The sequence below is a fragment of the Microcoleus sp. Pol11C3 genome (assembly GCF_036701485.1).
GTDB lineage: Bacteria > Cyanobacteriota > Cyanobacteriia > Cyanobacteriales > Microcoleaceae > Microcoleus.
The window spans coordinates 14,455-30,510 of the sequence record NZ_JAUBQW010000075.1 but is presented as its reverse complement, the minus strand read 5'-3'; the positions used below and the strand labels follow the sequence as shown (position 1 = coordinate 30,510).

The 16,056-nt window shown below is 48.5% G+C and carries 13 protein-coding genes; 7 read left to right on the top strand and 6 right to left on the bottom strand.

Annotated elements, in window-relative coordinates; all coding sequences use genetic code 11:
* Nucleotides 1–164: 164 nt before the first annotated feature.
* Entirely contained in the window at nt 165–1,793 is a 1,629-nt protein-coding gene (gene prfC, locus QUA40_RS17490) for a peptide chain release factor 3 (protein ID WP_333128005.1), read from the bottom strand.
* Nucleotides 1,794–1,896: 103 nt separating this feature from the next.
* On the opposite strand from prfC, the gene QUA40_RS17485 reads away from it, so the two are divergent.
* Complete coding sequence (locus tag QUA40_RS17485; protein WP_333128003.1) at nt 1,897–2,241, top strand: DUF4870 domain-containing protein; 345 nt, start codon at nt 1,897–1,899, stop codon at nt 2,239–2,241.
* A gap of 291 nt (nt 2,242–2,532) precedes the next feature.
* Here the strand turns inward: QUA40_RS17485 and QUA40_RS17480 are convergent, their stop codons facing one another.
* The 4 genes from QUA40_RS17480 to QUA40_RS17465 form a co-directional block, all read right to left on the bottom strand.
* On the bottom strand, nt 2,533–3,009 hold the full coding sequence (locus QUA40_RS17480) for a Crp/Fnr family transcriptional regulator (RefSeq protein ID WP_333128001.1): 477 nt from the start codon (nt 3,007–3,009) through the stop codon (nt 2,533–2,535).
* 151 nt (nt 3,010–3,160) lie between these two features.
* Nucleotides 3,161–6,205 carry a HEAT repeat domain-containing protein gene (locus QUA40_RS17475; RefSeq protein ID WP_333127997.1) on the bottom strand — a complete coding sequence of 1,015 codons (3,045 nt, stop codon included), beginning with the start codon at nt 6,203–6,205 and terminating at the stop codon, nt 3,161–3,163.
* Nucleotides 6,206–6,312: 107 nt separating this feature from the next.
* Nucleotides 6,313–6,849, bottom strand: a complete 537-nt coding sequence (gene infC, locus QUA40_RS17470; RefSeq protein WP_006635262.1) for a translation initiation factor IF-3 — start codon at nt 6,847–6,849, stop codon at nt 6,313–6,315.
* Nucleotides 6,850–7,295: 446 nt separating this feature from the next.
* Nucleotides 7,296–8,501: a transposase gene (locus tag QUA40_RS17465; protein ID WP_333127995.1), complete on the bottom strand. Its 1,206-nt coding sequence runs from the start codon at nt 8,499–8,501 to the stop codon at nt 7,296–7,298.
* A 93-nt stretch (nt 8,502–8,594) separates the two neighbouring features.
* Here QUA40_RS17465 and QUA40_RS17460 point away from each other — a divergent pair, with 93 nt between their 5' ends.
* The 6 genes from QUA40_RS17460 (at nt 8,595) to QUA40_RS17435 (ending at nt 15,339) form a co-directional block, all read left to right on the top strand.
* Entirely contained in the window at nt 8,595–9,617 is a 1,023-nt protein-coding gene (locus QUA40_RS17460) for an alpha/beta fold hydrolase (protein ID WP_333127993.1), read from the top strand.
* Nucleotides 9,618–10,081: 464 nt separating this feature from the next.
* On the top strand, nt 10,082–10,462 hold the full coding sequence (locus QUA40_RS17455) for a hypothetical protein (protein ID WP_333127991.1): 381 nt from the start codon (nt 10,082–10,084) through the stop codon (nt 10,460–10,462).
* Nucleotides 10,463–11,021: 559 nt separating this feature from the next.
* Nucleotides 11,022–12,815, top strand: coding sequence for an N-acetylmuramoyl-L-alanine amidase (locus QUA40_RS17450; RefSeq protein ID WP_333127989.1), 1,794 nt, complete (start codon nt 11,022–11,024; stop codon nt 12,813–12,815).
* 79 nt (nt 12,816–12,894) lie between these two features.
* Nucleotides 12,895–13,818 (top strand): glutamate racemase, encoded by a 924-nt coding sequence (gene murI / locus QUA40_RS17445; protein ID WP_333127987.1) that lies wholly within the window; start codon nt 12,895–12,897, stop codon nt 13,816–13,818.
* 180 nt (nt 13,819–13,998) lie between these two features.
* Nucleotides 13,999–14,553, top strand: a complete 555-nt coding sequence (locus QUA40_RS17440; protein ID WP_333127984.1) for an NYN domain-containing protein — start codon at nt 13,999–14,001, stop codon at nt 14,551–14,553.
* 582 nt (nt 14,554–15,135) lie between these two features.
* On the top strand, nt 15,136–15,339 hold the full coding sequence (locus QUA40_RS17435; RefSeq protein ID WP_333127982.1) for a DUF433 domain-containing protein: 204 nt from the start codon (nt 15,136–15,138) through the stop codon (nt 15,337–15,339).
* A 193-nt stretch (nt 15,340–15,532) separates the two neighbouring features.
* Here QUA40_RS17435 and QUA40_RS17430 read toward each other — a convergent pair.
* A partial coding sequence (locus QUA40_RS17430) for a hypothetical protein (protein WP_333127980.1) occupies nt 15,533–16,056 on the bottom strand: 524 nt, incomplete at its 5' end.

Genomic DNA, 16,056 nt, shown 5'->3' with positions numbered 1-16,056 from the left:
CATCTTTATTTGACGATTTTACTAGCTTTTTCATTTTAACTCTTTTGTGACACATTCGCAAAAGTGAGATGCACCCTTGTAACTTCTTATATCCGGCGTATTTAAGCCGAATAAATATCATTTGTATGGACACAACAGTGTTGTGTCCTTTGCCTGCGGTAATCTCACTCCTCGCTCACAGCTAAACCAGAAACCACAGGGGCGATCGCATTTAACTTCAACACAGGATGCTCTCCTTCCACCTGGCGGCAATTCCACTCATTTCTAAACAGCAAAACAGGCCTTCCCCAAGTATCTTTCACCGTCACCGTATTAAACAGCCGCCCAACTTTTTCCAGCGCCTCCCAACCGCCGTCAACCCAACGAGCTACACTGTAGGGCAACATATCGATCGTCGTTTCCACATTATATTCCGACTGCATTCTGAACTGCACAACTTCAAATTGCAACTGTCCGACAGCCGCCAAAATTGGCTCGCGTTTCGACTCATCAACCGAGTACATAATTTGCACTGCGCCTTCTTCCTGCAACTCAGAAACGCCTTTGCGGAACTGCTTAAACTTAGAAGGATTGGGATTTCTCAAAAAAGCAAAAAGTTCAGGAGAAAAACAGGGAATCCCTTCATATTCCAGTTTTTGCCCAGTGTAAATAGTATCCCCGATCGCAAATACTCCCGGATTGTTCAAACCGATCACATCCCCCGGATACGCAACCTCGATCGACTCGCGATCCTGAGCAAATAATTTTTGAGGTCTTGACAAACGGACCGTTTTACCGCTACGAGCGTGAGTCACGTTCATGTCCTTTTCAAACTTGCCCGTACAAACCCGAATAAACGCCACGCGATCCCGGTGTCTCGGGTCCATATTCGCTTGCAATTTAAACACAAACCCGGTAAAATCTTCATAAGTTGGCGGCAAATCTCCGGCGCTGCTCTTGCGGGCGATCGGCTTCATAGCGTAATCTAAAAACGCCTCTAAAAACAGTTCGACCCCAAAATTGCTCATAGCGCTGCCAAAGAAAACAGGCGTCATTTTTCCCGCCCGAACCAAGTCTAAATCGAGTTCAGTTCCCAACTCATCCAGCAGTTCTAACTCTTCTTTGAGCTGATAGTAAAGGTCTTGTTCCAACAAATCCTCAATGCGCGGATCGCCCAATTCAATTACAGTATCAACAGCAGCCCGAGAACCGTGTTTAGTCCGCTCGAATAAGTGAATTTTGCGCCCTCTGCGATCGAAAACACCTTTAAAGCGATCGCCCGTACCTATGGGCCAATTTACCGGATAAGTCTGCAACCCCAATTCCTTCTCAATTTCATCCAACAAATCCAAAGGATCTCTGCTAGGGCGATCGAGCTTATTAAAGAAAGTAAAAATAGGCAAACTTCGCAGCTTACAAACTTCAAATAACTTCCGAGTTTGCGGTTCCAAACCCTTAGCAGCATCCTCAAGCATCACCGCATTGTCAGCCGCCGCCAGAGTGCGATAAGTATCTTCGCTAAAATCTTGGTGTCCCGGAGTATCGAGCAGATTAATGTGATAATTTTGATACTCAAACTGCAAAACAGTAGAAGTAATCGAAATTCCCCGCTGCTGTTCCATCGCCATCCAGTCAGAAGTAGCGTGTCGCTGAGCCCGCCGCGCTTTCACAGAACCTGCTTCGTGAATCGCACCTCCGTAAAGCAGCAGCTTTTCTGTCAAAGTAGTTTTACCCGCGTCGGGGTGCGAAATAATAGCAAAGTTGCGCCGGCGCTCAACAGCAGTTAGCAGTTCAGTTTCGAGTTCAGTTGTCATCACAAATTAGGTAGGGGAATCATCACCCGATCGCCATTATAGCCTGTGCTACAGTTGCTATTAAAGGTAAAATTATCACTAAAGTCAAGGGAAGAAAACTAATATGTACGATTCCGACAAGCGGAGGCTGCTATCACTGGTGTGCCACGGGGCGATTTTTTTCAGCACGTTAGTGTTCTCGATCGGAGCGCCGATCGCTGTATTGTTAGTATCAGATGACCCCGTTGTCAAAGAAAACGCCACAGAAGCCATCAATTTTCACCTTAATGTATGGCTGTACAGCATCGTGATTGTGGTGTTAACTTTCGTCACTTTCGGTCTTGCTGGCTTTATCCTAGTACCCCTAGGTTATCTGCTGCACTGGGGACTGACAATAATGGCTATCCTCCACGTTTTGCAAAATCCTAACCAACCTTACCGCTACCCTTTTATTTTCCGAATAGTTTAGACAGCCAATCTCGCTTCATCATCGATTTCAACAACCCGATTTCTTCACCAAGAAACCGGGTTTTTAATTGTCTGATAACTCACTAAAAAATTATTAAACAAGACTGCAAAAGTCATAAACTATCTTGAAAAGCATCGGGGTCGATCTGTGTTTATCTGCTTTTCATCTGCGCTCGAGCTATCAAAGATTGATGCAATGCAAGTCTATTGTCGGGTGTGGAATACGCACCCTACAATATAAACTTTGTTGAATTGGCGATCGACTAAAAACACAATTCCCAATTCCCCCATTTCATCGCATTTCCGCAACTCTCACAGTCTCTGTAGGCGGCATCATGGCTTCTTTAGCATTCAACTTTTGATTCAACTCCCGAATCCGGCGCGACAGCAAGCGAATAATATTCACAGCAATTCCCGGCGTTTCATCAATCGCATCGTATAGCTGCATTTGAGTCAGCATCAAACACTCGGATTGTTCGAGAGTAGAAATAGAAGCCGATCGAGGTTCTGCATCAAACAGCGACATTTCCCCGAAACAAGCCCCCGCTTTCAACTGTGCCAAATCCCTATCGCCTATATGCACTCGCACCGTTCCCGATACCAAAATATAGAGCGATCGACCTTCTTGTCCTTCCGTAAAAATCCTGTGCTTGGAAGGAAACGAAAGTTCATCCATTACCGATGCTAGACGCACGAGAAAATCATCCCGCAGTTCCTTAAAAATCGGAACCTCCCTGACAAACAATAGGCGTTCGACGCTGGTTAACATAATAAGATGCAGTGATTAATTTAAACTTAAAAAGGGGAAGGAGAAGGGGAATAAAAACGGCTGACTGTTGACTGTTGACTGTTGACTAACCACTAACAACTGACAACTGACAACTAACAACTAACAACTGCCAACTGCCAACTAACTAATGTTACCTTTTTCCCCCAGCACCCAACTCTGCCATCATCTCTTCAACTTGAGCGGATACCAAATTATCGGGGTCATTTTGCAGCCTTGGCAACAATTCGACCAAAGCTCGCGGCGAGGCTATTTTCAAATAGGCTAACACTGCTTCGCGGACAAAACCCGTCGGATGTTGCAGACAGACGAGAGTTTGTTGAGCCGTAAGACTCCAGCGCGCTTCTCTCGCCAAGTGAAAGCAACACGCTAAAGCCCAATCCGAAAGGAAGTGGCGCAATTCTAGCAAGCGACGCAAGCGATCGCTAGGGGCTAGAGGTTTGTAAACCATCAATTCCGACAGGTTGCTCAATTTTTCTCTTTCCGAGTGCTGATCCAACAAATTGATCAGCGATCGCTTCCTAGCTATATCCACAGTATTGTCGAGAATTTCCAATCCCCTAGCCACCATAGAAGGTTGACCCGAAGCGAGGTTGAAAGCAGCCGCTTGTACCGTGTCCAGCGGATAAAGAAACTTCATCAGCAAAAAACACCGCTCCTTAGCATCAGCTTCCAACCCCGCCAGAGCCCGCTGCAACAATTGAGCCGTATCGTTCCCAGGTGCTCCGGTGCTGTTGGCATCCCGATCGGAGAAATTGCCGTAGGTTGTTACCCCAGACAAATCTACCAGACCTGCATAAATTTGACCGATAAACATTAACTCCTGTTCGATGAGAGTTTCCAAGCCGCTGCGGCCGATGCGGTCTAGAACCCCTTCTATCCCCGCTTCCGAAGGCATTTTCAACAGGATGCGGAGGATATTGCGCCTCGTCGTTCCCCAAGCCGTCATCAAATTGCTCACCAAAATGTCTATCGCCTCCGCAGTCCCAATTTGACCCAGAGCCGTCCAAGCTTGCAACCTGACCAAATCCGACTTGTGGATGTCCTCAGCCAAATACACGAGCAAAGGAATGGCGTCGTTGTGAAGTTTGACTATAGCCTGCAAAGCCGCTTCCCTAGTTGATTTGTAACCAAGTCCGCGCAGCAGCGAAGGATAATATTCTTCCGAATGAGTAGACGAAATCACGTCTAACAGAGCGCAGCGCACTCGCAGAGATTCATCTTGCAACAGATTGGGGATGTACAGCCGCAGTCCTTGCAAATAATCAGCTTCTCCCAGAGCCCGCGTCCCCATAACACGTTCCCGCTCTTGCTTGTGTGTCAGCATTTGCCGCAGCGTATTAGTAGCCTCTGCCTTTTGCTGGCGATCGCCCCTTCTCATAATTAAAGCAGCCGCCGTACCCCGCACCACCGGATCGACGGTCGGCTGCAAGTAAGGCCGCAAGCTCTCAATATTCGGTTCAGCTTCCGTCAGCCAGATGTAGCGCAAAGCCAAGGCCAGAACCTCCGGTGGCAAGGATTGCTGCGAGAGTGCGCGGACAGATTCTAAATATGCGGGGTTCGGGTGTTGCAGCATCGTTTCCAAGCTCTGGCGCTGCAAACCTGGCGACAGCGAATCGAGGATGGGAGCCAGAACTTCTCCGACATTTTTGGGGTCAATTTGCGTCAGGAGTTCTATGCAAGAGCGCTTTTCATCTTCGCCCCCCGGCTTTTGTAGAGTTTCCACCACTGCGCGCTTGAGAGCTTTGAGGTCAACGTCTGTGACGCCCAAGCGCCCCCGCTCCGCACTTTTGACCAACAAACCCACGTATTGAGAGCGGATCAACCATACGACAAACACCCACAACAGTGCCAATATGACGATCACGCCAATAAATATCAAGCTTTGCTGGTCGTGAAATACATTTTCGTCTTGCTGGGGGAGTATCTTGCCTGTCACCCACAGCATAATCAGGATGCCTACTCCTGTAGCTCCGCAGGACAGAGGTTCGCCCACACCGTTGACCAAAGTTTGAATTCCCGATCGAATATTGTCGGGAATCGGTTGAAATAAAACCGGGCTAACGGTTTCCAACAGCGTGTAGTGCAGCAGTTCGTCTAAAAATCTCAGCAATATTAGCCCGATGAATACAGATACTAGCTGGCCCAGAGATGCTCCTAGGGTCAGCACCCCGAGTATAGCGATGCCCGTGGGCAAAATCATCGCCGTCACGAATACACCGATTCTTTCCACCAACCGGCTCGAAGCGAACCACTGAGTCGCCACTTGAAACAGGCCTTGTATGCCTTCATAAATGCCCAGGAAGCTAGCGATCCAGCTAGCTCCGTCCCCCGGGTTTTGGTATTCTAGCTGGCTGTAGAATTGGAAATCTACCAGCACGTAGACGACTTCTGCGAGGATGAAGAAACTGACTAGAGGTACGGCGTATTTTTGGAGCGGGCCTGTAACTTTGCGGGCGGTAAATTCTTCTTGGTCGTCGTCTTCGTCGTCATCCGTCCAGTGAGCCGTTTCCGGGAATGCTTGGCTGTATTTTTCAGTGAGGTAGTAGAGCAACACCGAGCCTGTCGCCACCATCAGCCCCGATATGAGGGTAACGTTTTTGAGTCCGACTACGTACAGCAAAACAGGCAGAGAAAATCCGCTGACTACTCCAGCTACTAGATAGCCGCTACTGACTAGCGGATAGGTGCGCTTGATCTCTCTAATATTAAACAGTTGGTTGGAAGTGATAGAAGTATTAAGGTCGTTGAGGACATAGCAAGCTTCCACCCACAGCCACATCAAAAAAATAGTAATAAAAGCGATGCTGATGCCAGCTATCTTAGTATTTTCGTAGCCAATTCCAAATCGAAACAAAAATAGCGGTACCGACATCATGCCCAGAACCACTACGACGGTGCGCCTCAGCGGCAGGATTTTTTGCAGCCACGAGTACACAAATCCCAAGCCAGAACCGATAAACGCGCTGGCTATGTAGATATAGGGCATTTTGTCGGCACCGTACTCGTCTAAAAACAGACCTACTGTGCTGAGTTCCAGCCAGATCAGCCCGACGGAGGTTAGAGTGTAGACGAGGAACATCAGTAAGGTTCGCTCTACTTCTTCCGATCGCAGGTTGAGCGATCGCAGCACTCCTTGTCTTACTCCCGCCGAACCGCTGATTTGAAAATTTTCCATGCAGCGTTGATTTCCCTGTGTGGTAGCTTATTCCTGACTAACTTCGGAAGTCATCAGCTATCAGTCACCAGTTTATGACTGATGACTGCTTACTAATGACTATCTATTTATACTTTCTTTGGCGACAGCAGCATCATCATACTGCGTCCTTCTTTTTTGGGGGCTTGCTGCACTTCTGCGATTTCCTGCAAATCTGTGGCCATGCGCTTAAGCAAGTCCTCTGCTAGGTTGCTGTGTTGGATTTCCCGACCTCTGAACATGATCGTGGCTTTTACTTTGTCCCCAGATTTGATAAAGCGATCTGCTAGTTTGAGGCGCACTTGATAGTCGTGTTCTTCAATTTTGTAGCGCATCTTCACTTCTTTAACATCGGCAGTGTGCTGCTTCCGCTTTGCTTCTCGCGCTTTCTTTTCCTGCTCGAATTTGTACTTCCCATAGTCCATTACCCGGCATACGGGCGGGTCAGCTTTGTCGCTGACAAGTACGAGATCGAGTTCTTTTTCTTCTGCCAGGCGCAGCGCTTCTGCAGGCGTCAATATCCCTAGTTGCGCGCCGTCGGTATCGATTACCCGGATTTTGGGGTATCGAATATTTTCGTTGATCTGGGGTAGGTTGCGATTTTGTCTTCTTTCAATCACAGGCATGAATGGTTTTACAAGCAGTAGTTTAATAGCGAAGCTTCTTGATAGTTACAGGTTTGAACTGCCCATATTTCACTTGGACGATCGAACTGTTTTGTAAGGTGTTACCCTTACCGGACGTACTACCGCGCCCTGTGTCCCCTCCGCTAAAGCGTTGGGGAATATTTGGACGATCGTAAATGAATTCTTACAATACTTGCTATTCTACTCAGTCTGGCTGAGTTTCTGTCTAGTTTTATTTTAACTTCACACACGATCGCCCGCCCCCTTGCCCGATTGATGACAAAACCGTCAAAAATTCCGGGTAAAAGCTTAAGGATGAGGTACAACCGCTTTTTGTAGCCCATCTCGCCCGGTCTGGCAAGTCCCTCAAGTCACCTGATTTGCCTTGTAGAATAGGTATAAGCAAGTTTGACATCCTCCCCAGCCGTACCGCAGGATTCCAAGAATCACTTCTTGGGCTTCCTCTTTCCACGACTCGGCTTACATTGAGGAGTTGCCTCACCAATGCAGAGGTCGATGTCTCCAGAGGCGTTTAACGTTCCCGTGTGCCCCACGGTACGGAGTGCTAACTCAAGTATGTTAATTGCTGCATTCCAGTCTCGGTCTATTACAAAACCACAATGGTGACAGCGATGTGTTCTTTGACTCAAAGACTTCTTGATGACTTCCCCACAGTTGGAACAGTTTTGAGAAGTGTAGTGCGGTGGTACGGCAACCGTTACCACACCAAACACCTTGCCAAAATATTCTAACCATTGACGGAAAGCCGACCACGCAGCATCAGATATAGACTTTGACAGTTGTCTGTTTCTAACCATGTTACGCACCTGCAAGTCCTCATAGGCAACCAAGTCGTTAGACTGGATGACGCATCTTGCTAACTTCACGGCAAAATCTTTACGCTGCCTACTTACCTTGAGGTGCTTTCGACTCAGGCGATTTCTCGCTTTGACTCTGTTTTTCGACCCTTTGGTCGTGCGAGAAAGTTTACGACTAAGACGCTTTATCGCTTTCTCGGACTTTCTCAGATGACGGGGGTTCTCGACTGTCTGACCGTCCGAATCGGTGTAGAAGTGAGTCAATCCAACATCCAGTCCAACAGTCTTACCCGTTGGCTTTCTCTTCTCTACCCGTTCTTGGTCAAGGCAAAACTGAACGTAGTACCCATCAGCTCTACGAACAACACGCACTCGCTTAATCTGCTTCAACTGGTAGAAGTGAAGGTCACGAGTTCCCCACATCTTGAAGCTTCCTGCTTCAAACCCATCAGTGAAGGTGATAGTTCTTCTATCGAACGACAACTTCCAGCCCGTTGTTTTATATTCAACAGAGCCATGTGTTTGATGCTTCTTAAAGCGTGGGAAGCCTTTCTTCCCACGCTTGTTTTTTTTGCAGTTGTCATAAAACCGAGCGATAGAACTCCAAGCCCGATCGGCAGAAGCTTGTCGAGCTTGGGAATTAAGTTTGCCGGCGAACGGAAACAATGCGGCGAGAACAGCGCAATAGGCGCTCAACTCGTACTTACCCATCCCCTTATTGTCCAACCAGTATCTAAGGCAGCTATTGCGGACAAAGCGAGCAGTACGAATGGCTTCATCGAGCCGCTCGTACTGCTCGCTTTGTCCCTCTAGTTTTGCCTCAAAAACAAGCATACTTACGCTGACATAACTAGCGTAACTATACCACAGTTAAAGAAAGCCGTCCTAGAAGGACGGGGCTTTAAACCCATTATTTTTGGTAAATTTATGTTGCGATCTGAGGCAAAATTGACAAATTCTCTGCTGTGGCACCAACGGGTGGGAACTCAACGAGACTGGATGTGGCGGGGTTGGCAAACTCGCTACACTTATTTGCGGCCCGATGGGGTACGAAATCAAGGCGCGCTGGAATTTCAAGATTCTGCGGCCGAACCAATGGCCCCGCGCGCATCGGGAACGCCGATTATTTTACTGCACGGGTTTGGAGCTTCGATCGGTCACTGGCGACACAATCTCGCCCAACTCGCCGAAAACCAAACGGTTTACGCCTTGGATTTGTTAGGGTTTGGCGCTTCCCAAAAAGCTCCGATCGACTACTCTGTGTCTTTGTGGGTTGATCAAGTCTATGATTTTTGGCTAACTTTTATCAGAGAGCCAGTAATATTGGCAGGAAACTCGATCGGCTCGTTGATTTGTCTGGCCGTCGCAGCGGCTCACCCGGACATGGTGGCCGGCACGGTGATGATTAGCCTCCCAGACCCCTCTGTGCGAGCCGAGGCGGTGCCCGGATGGCTGCTCCCGGCGATCGAAGCTGTTGAAAGTTTGTTTGTTTCTCCGATCGTACTCAGGCCTTTGTTTTATTTTGCCCGCAAGCCTTCGTTTGTCCGTCGCTGGGTTGGCTTTGCCTACGCCAGCCCGGAAGCTGTTACCGACGAATTAGTGGAAATTCTAGCAGGGCCCGCAGCCGATCGGGGAGCCGCCCGCGCTTTCTGCGCTTTATTTAAAGCTGTAGGCAGCTCACAATTTTGCCCGAGTGTCAAGACTGTGCTGCGAAATTTAAACATCCCGATGCTGTTAATTTGGGGCAAACAAGACCGGATGATTCCCCCTCGGTTTGCCCGACCCCACCAATTTGTCGAATGCAATCCCAATTATGTAGAGCTAGTTGAATTAGACAATGCGGGCCACTGTCCCCAGGATGAATGCCCGGAACAAGTAAATCAAGCAATTTTGAACTGGATGAGCCGGAATTTTGCACCTATGAGCGAGAGCGAATTGCAGCGCTGTTGATTAGACACGGGGCGGTGTGTTCCTAATGGACAAAAATAACTTGCGAGTATCTATCCCGCTCAAAAATAAAGTGGTTAGAACTCGATCGCACTCGGTGGTATGGTATAGCAGATCTTGAAGCCAGAAGGAAGAAGGAATACCGAAGTTGCAATCGACCTTTTATGTTTGAGCAATTAAGAACGTCCTCACCGTCAGGTGCGGTAGCTATATTACAAAACTTCCCTCACTGGAGAGTCACTCGATTTGAGATTGGAGATTTGAGATTGACTTGAAGGCCACTCATGGAGGCTTGAACTAACCTAAACAAATTTTTTGCTCTACGCGAATCCTGTGGGAAAGCAAGTTTCAGTCTTTCTGTGAGGTCATTTATCTACTTTTTTAGGGTCGCTTTTTTCAGAAATTCTGAGATTGACACAATCGCCAAGATAGTGTATCTTCTCTAACTGGTAGTACATATATAAGTCATGCAGTTAGTCGAAAGGCAGATCATCAGACCAAATCACAGGTTTTACCCAGAAGCCGATCGATTGTTTTTGCTGGCGAAAAAACTTTACAACTGCGATAACTATATCTACATCTACCGTCAAAACTTTTTCTCCCGTCAACCAACCAATCCTCTGGGTGCCGGTCGTGCACTCAAAAAGAGTGTTAATGACAAAGCATTGCCCGCCAAAGTAAGACACAGCAATCTCCGGTTACTGCAGACAGCATGGACTAGCTATCAGAGTGTCACCTTGGCGGGCATCGTCGCGATCGCCCAAGGAAGTTTCAAGCAGCACCGAAAATCCCTGACTCTAAAAATTCAAGAAAAAAAGAGAGAAGGGGCGCTATGTAGTTGTACTTGACTGTCAAAGTCTCAGTAACAAGGCTGGTTCAAAAGGATATGCCACTTGGTCTGGGACTAACTTGGGCTGCCTTCAAAAGTCGCATTTATCTTAGAAATCCGGATTGTTCCCGAGATAGGTTGTTAAGTTGTTGGGGTGCTTTATGAAAAGTTAGAATAAAACGCAAATGTAAAGCGGATTATAACCCTTGCCGTAACGAGCTTCGCCAATATTAAAGAGCTATGAAACCCCTCCCTGAAAGATCCGTAAAATTCTACCTTCTAACTTGTACCTTCTAGCTTCAAGAGACGCCTTGTTTCTTGTTCCTAAAAATAAATACCTTCCCTTGTACCAGCAATCTTTCAGTCACCTTATAACCGATCGCCCCCAAGTATACGGAAAAGTCCAAAAATGCCGGGATCTGGCATTTTGGAGCCTGTTAACGCATAAAAAAGTAAATTTAGCCAACAACTGACGGCCCCCGTGCCCCCGGTCTGCTGGCGGCTAACTGCTGAAAGCCGATCGGGCAAGCAGCGCCCTACCAGCTTTTGGCAGTAACGCAAACGAGGAAAAAACTGTCGTGAAATTCCACTGGCTACTACCGAGTTTCTTAAGTGTATTTTTGCTCGCCGGAGCCGCCGAAGCAGCTAGACTGCAATCTTGGCGGTTTGATGCTTCAGAGAACCGGCTTTACATTACAACAGAGGGGGGAGTACAACCCAAGGCTCAACTGATTTTCAACCCGATGCGGTTGGTAATCGACTTGCCGGGGACGAGTCTGGGTCGTCCCGCGGTCACCAAACCGCTCTCAGGGGCGATCGAATCAGTGCGGGTAGGGCAGTTTGACAACGATACGACCAGAATTGTAGTCGAGATCAGAGACGGGTTTACTATAGACCCTCAGCAAGTAAAATTCCGGGGCATTTCTCCGAGCGAGTGGACAGTGGATTTGCCAACGCCGGTGCGCGGAGAAACTCAAAATCCGATTTCAGAGCCCGGGGGAGAAAGGTTATCGGTTGAACCTTCAGCATCCCAAGCCCAGTCTGCCGAGGCGACTGTAGTTCAGAACGTTCAGGTAACGGCGGACGGTTTTTTAGTCCGCACTGCGGGCGGTCGCCCCCAAATTAATTTTCAACAAAGTCGGGCCGGGGACATCGCCACCCTCGATATTGAAGGAGCTAGTTTAGCTCCGGGCCTCAGCAGCCAACAGCCTCAAACGAACGGTCAGCACGGGGTTGACAAGATTGAAGTCCGGCAACTGCCAACAGACCCGCCCGTTACCCGCGTGACTTTGCGGATGAAGAATTCTAATACTCAGTGGCAGGCGTCTGTGAGCAATTTGGGCGGGGTTGTGCTATTGCCTGGAAGTGTAGTACGACAGCCCTCGGTTTCCCGCAGCCTGACTGTAGATCCTCCGGCTAGACAAGCTCAAGGAAATTTAGCGAGAGTTCAGTCAATTGATTTAGCCAGTAACGGCACGCAATTGGTGGTGAGAACTGACCGCCAAGTCTCCTATACCAGCGGGTGGGACCAGGGGTCGAGAGCTTACTGGATCAGGATCGCCTCTGGTGTCCTAACGGGGGAAATTCCTCAGCTCGATGCCAACAGTCCTGTATCGTTTACAGCCAGCCAAGAAGATGCGGAGACTGTGGTGATTTGGGTGCAGCCGCGATCGGGGGTAGAGGTAGGCAGGGTGACGAGGCCGAGTCCGCAGTTGCTGTCTTTGCAGTTGCGATCGAATGCTAGCGCGCAGCAACCTTTGACTCGCACTCCCAATTTGTCGCCTTTGCCGAGAAGGACTTTGGGAAGCGAGGATTTGCCCCAAGCTTCTAACCGCCGGGCCGTAGTAGCGATCGATCCTGGTCACGGTGGCCGCGATCCGGGGGCAGTCGGGATTCAGAGCATTCAGGAGAAGGAGATTGTTTTGGATATCTCTTTTCAGGTGGCGAGGCTGCTGGAACAGCAGGGAGTGCAGGCGGTGATGACTCGGACTGATGACAGCGAAATCGACCTAGAACCAAGAGTTTCTCTGGCGGAACGGGTGAATGCTAACTTGTTTGTCAGCATTCACGCTAATTCGATTAATATGAGCCGGCCGGATATTAGCGGGATTGAGACTTATTATTTCGAGAACGGGGAAGATTTGGCCCGGGTTATTCATGGCAGTATTTTGCAGGGGACGGGGGCGACTGACCGCCGGGTGCGGCAGGCGAGATTTTATGTTTTGAGGAAGACTTCTATGCCTTCTGTTTTGGTGGAGGTTGGTTTTGTGACCGGTGCTGAGGATGCTGCTAGGCTTTCTGACCCAGCTTACCGCAGTCAAATGGCTGCTTCGATCGCTCGCGGCATTTTGCTTTATCTTCAACAAAGATAATGGGCGTGGGGCATGGGGCATTGGGCCTGGGGCATTGGTAATTGGTAATTGGGAATTGGTAATTAGGAATTGGTAACTAATGACAACAGACAACAGACAACAGTCAACAGACAACAGTCAACAGACAACAGTCAACAGTCAACAGTCAACAGACAACAGTCAACAAAGAATCGGTATTTTTGACAGCGGCGTGGGCGGTTTAACTGTTTTGACCCAGTTGTATCGACAATTGCCCAACGAATCGATACTTTATTTTGGAGATACAGCGAGGCTGCCTTACGGCACTCGCACGCCGTCAGAAATTGTGGAGTTTGTCCGCGAAATAATGGCCTGGTTGGTGGAACAGGATGTGAAAATGGTGATTATGGCCTGCAACACCAGTTCTGCTTTGGCGATGGAGATGGTGCAGGCTGAGTTTGATATCCCGGTGCTGGGAGTAATTCTGCCGGGGGCGCAGGCTGCGGTGCAGCAAGGCAAGCGGATCGGGGTCATCGCAACTCCTGCTACGGCTGCTAGCAATGCTTATCGAAATGCGATTTTGGAGATGGACGATTCTTGCCTGGTGTGGCAGGTTAGCTGTCCGGCTTTTGTGCCACTGGTGGAGCAAAACCGGATTCACGACCCTTATACTTGTGAGGTGGCTCGGGAATATTTGGCTCCTTTGATTCAGCAGCGCATCGATACGCTGATTTACGGCTGCACTCATTATCCGCTGTTGGCTCCTGTGCTTCGCTCGCTTTTACCTGCTGGGGTGACATTGATCGATCCTGCGGTACGGGTGGTGGCTGCTGCTGCCAGAGAATTGGAGCTTTTGGGGCTGCGGAATGCTGGTACTGCGCTACCGACTCGTTTTTGCGTGAGCGGCCCCCCGCAGCAGTTTGCCCAGTTGTCGGTGCAGTGGCTCGGTTGTACTCCTGCTGTTGAGAAAATATCCCTGCCGACAGTTGTAAGTAGCGAAGCGGGGCGTAAGCCATCGCCCGTATCGCTGGAATCTGCCGAATAAGCCGGAAAATTTATCGGTTAATCTAACCCCCCAAAACTCAGGTAAAGCTGGCTCTGGGGGGTTTAATTATTGCGATGTAACCTAGCAATTACACATCAATAGGTAATATTATTGAACAAAAGCTTTGATGAACAATGCAAATAATGTCCTATACGTGCTGGATCTCTTCAGCCTTGAACCATGTCACCCTATGTATCACAAGCAGTTTTACTTGTAGACGGCTATAACATAATTGGACTTTGGCCTCGACTCCGAGAGAAGCGCGATCGCGATGAACTCGAAACAGCTCGCCGCGAGTTGATTGAGGTTTTAGTTAACTACAGCGCGGTTCAAGATTTTGAGGCCAGACTGGTATTTGACGCTCACTATCGAGATACTCCCAGCGTCAAAGAAATTATTACTAAAAATTTATCAGTGCACTACACTGACTTCGGTCAGACGGCAGATACTTATATTGAAAAATCTTGTGCTAATTTGCGGTATGATTTGCGATCGGTCAAAGGCAAAGGCCGCATGATTGTCGCCACCTCAGACCGAGCGCAGCAATTGACCGTAGTTGGCTACGGTGCCGAATGGATGTCCGCCGAACAACTAGCGGCTGACGTAGAATCCACTGCCCGCCGCAGCGAGCGCCAGCACAAATCCCGCAAACACAATTCCAGTCGCTTTCTCGCCAATTCCCTCGATCCAGAATCCCAGCAGCGTCTCGCCAAGTTGAGAATGGGGCTGCATTAGCTGCTGAAACCCGCTTGCTGTCTGACAAAAAAAAAGTTTATCAAAGGCCTTGCCAAATCGAGTAAGTTCAGCTATTATTAGTAAATGTGGGTAACAAACACCCCCAATCCTCGGTAGCTCAGTGGCAGAGCGGTCGGCTGTAATGAATGCAAGCCTTTGGCATCAACCAAAAGCGCTAGTGACATAGCAGCTCTATCCGGTAACGGATACTGAAAAATCGGGTGAATTCAAGGAAATCGCAGCACTTCGGGTGGCGGCAATCTTGAGCCAAGTCTGGCGAAAGGCAGCGGTTACGATCGCAAGTAGCCGGAAAGGTGCAGAGACTAGAGATGAGGAGCCTAACCAATAAATCTCATAGCGCCTGACATCCGACGACAGATCACAAACATGATTTGTAGGGATGATGAAATAGTCCGCGCCCTTCGGAAACGTTGGGATAAGTGTAACCGATTGGTCGTAGGTTCAAATCCTACCCGGGGAGTTAGTAAAAGTCTGAAGTTGGAATTTTCCAGCTTCAGATTTTTTGTTTTTATTTTCAGATATGTTTTTCTCTAATGTAGATGCAAACACTTTACCTGTATCATGAGCGATCACGACATCATCACCATAGAGCCGGATAAGCGTGGTGGCAAGCCCTGTATTCGTCGGATGCGGATTACGGTTTACGACGTTCTTGGCTGGCTGGCTTCTGGAATGTCTATTACTGAGATTATTGACGACTTCCCAGAACTGACAGAAACAGACATTAGAGCCTGTCTAGAGTTTGTCGCCGCGATCTTCGTTTAGTTGCTTCGGTGAGTGCGGCTTGAAACTCCTATTCGAGCAAATCCGAAGAGTTGGACTTCTATTTTGCCATTGAACCCACTTCCCGCCTCCTCAACTGTGGTAATTAAAGTGAGTAGTTCTACTTGTTTGAATTTTTGAGATTGCTTTCGTTACGTTTCTTTGAAGGTGAGCGTCTTTGGGATTTAGATTGAGATTAGCTGCCTTCGGCTTCGTCTTGAGGTCGATCGAGTATTGGCGAAGCGGTTGGCTCATTATTGCTATTGCTTGCTGGTGTATCAATTTCTTGTAATTTTCCATTTTCTGGAGATGTTGTTGTTATAGTTTCTGAAATTAGTTTTTGTATGGGTGGATTTAGCTGAAATGTGCTATTGTCTTGAAGCACCTTCACCCGCTCTTGAGCTTGATGTAGGGCAGAGCTAGGCACCTTAATCTGCTCGCTCAATTGTTGTATAGAGTTGGGTTGGACAATTTGAGCGGCTGCCTTCATCTGCTCGTCGCTCAATAGTTGTAGAGGGCTGGGCTTGACAATTGGATCGACTGCCTTAATCTGCTGGCTCAATTGTTGTATAGAGTTGGGTTGGACAATTTGAGCGGCTGCCTTAATCTGCTCGCTCAATTGTTGTACAGAGTTGGGTTGGAGAATTTGAGCGGCTGCCTTAATCTGCTCGCTCAATTGTTGTACAGAGTTGGGTTGGAGAATTTGAGCGGCTGCCTTAA

What these genes read in the sequence shown, in the direction of transcription:
- prfC (WP_333128005.1), bottom strand. Translation starts at nt 1,793, where the DNA reads ATGACAACTGAACTCGAAACTGAACTGCTAACTGCTGTTGAGCGCCGG.
- QUA40_RS17485 (WP_333128003.1), top strand. Translation starts at nt 1,897, where the DNA reads ATGTACGATTCCGACAAGCGGAGGCTGCTATCACTGGTGTGCCACGGG.
- QUA40_RS17480 (WP_333128001.1), bottom strand. Translation starts at nt 3,009, where the DNA reads ATGTTAACCAGCGTCGAACGCCTATTGTTTGTCAGGGAGGTTCCGATT.
- QUA40_RS17475 (WP_333127997.1), bottom strand. Translation starts at nt 6,205, where the DNA reads ATGGAAAATTTTCAAATCAGCGGTTCGGCGGGAGTAAGACAAGGAGTG.
- infC (WP_006635262.1), bottom strand. Translation starts at nt 6,849, where the DNA reads ATGCCTGTGATTGAAAGAAGACAAAATCGCAACCTACCCCAGATCAAC.
- QUA40_RS17465 (WP_333127995.1), bottom strand. Translation starts at nt 8,501, where the DNA reads ATGCTTGTTTTTGAGGCAAAACTAGAGGGACAAAGCGAGCAGTACGAG.
- QUA40_RS17460 (WP_333127993.1), top strand. Translation starts at nt 8,595, where the DNA reads ATGTTGCGATCTGAGGCAAAATTGACAAATTCTCTGCTGTGGCACCAA.
- QUA40_RS17455 (WP_333127991.1), top strand. Translation starts at nt 10,082, where the DNA reads ATGCAGTTAGTCGAAAGGCAGATCATCAGACCAAATCACAGGTTTTAC.
- murI (WP_333127987.1), top strand. Translation starts at nt 12,895, where the DNA reads ATGACAACAGACAACAGACAACAGTCAACAGACAACAGTCAACAGACA.
- QUA40_RS17440 (WP_333127984.1), top strand. Translation starts at nt 13,999, where the DNA reads ATGTCACCCTATGTATCACAAGCAGTTTTACTTGTAGACGGCTATAAC.
- QUA40_RS17435 (WP_333127982.1), top strand. Translation starts at nt 15,136, where the DNA reads ATGAGCGATCACGACATCATCACCATAGAGCCGGATAAGCGTGGTGGC.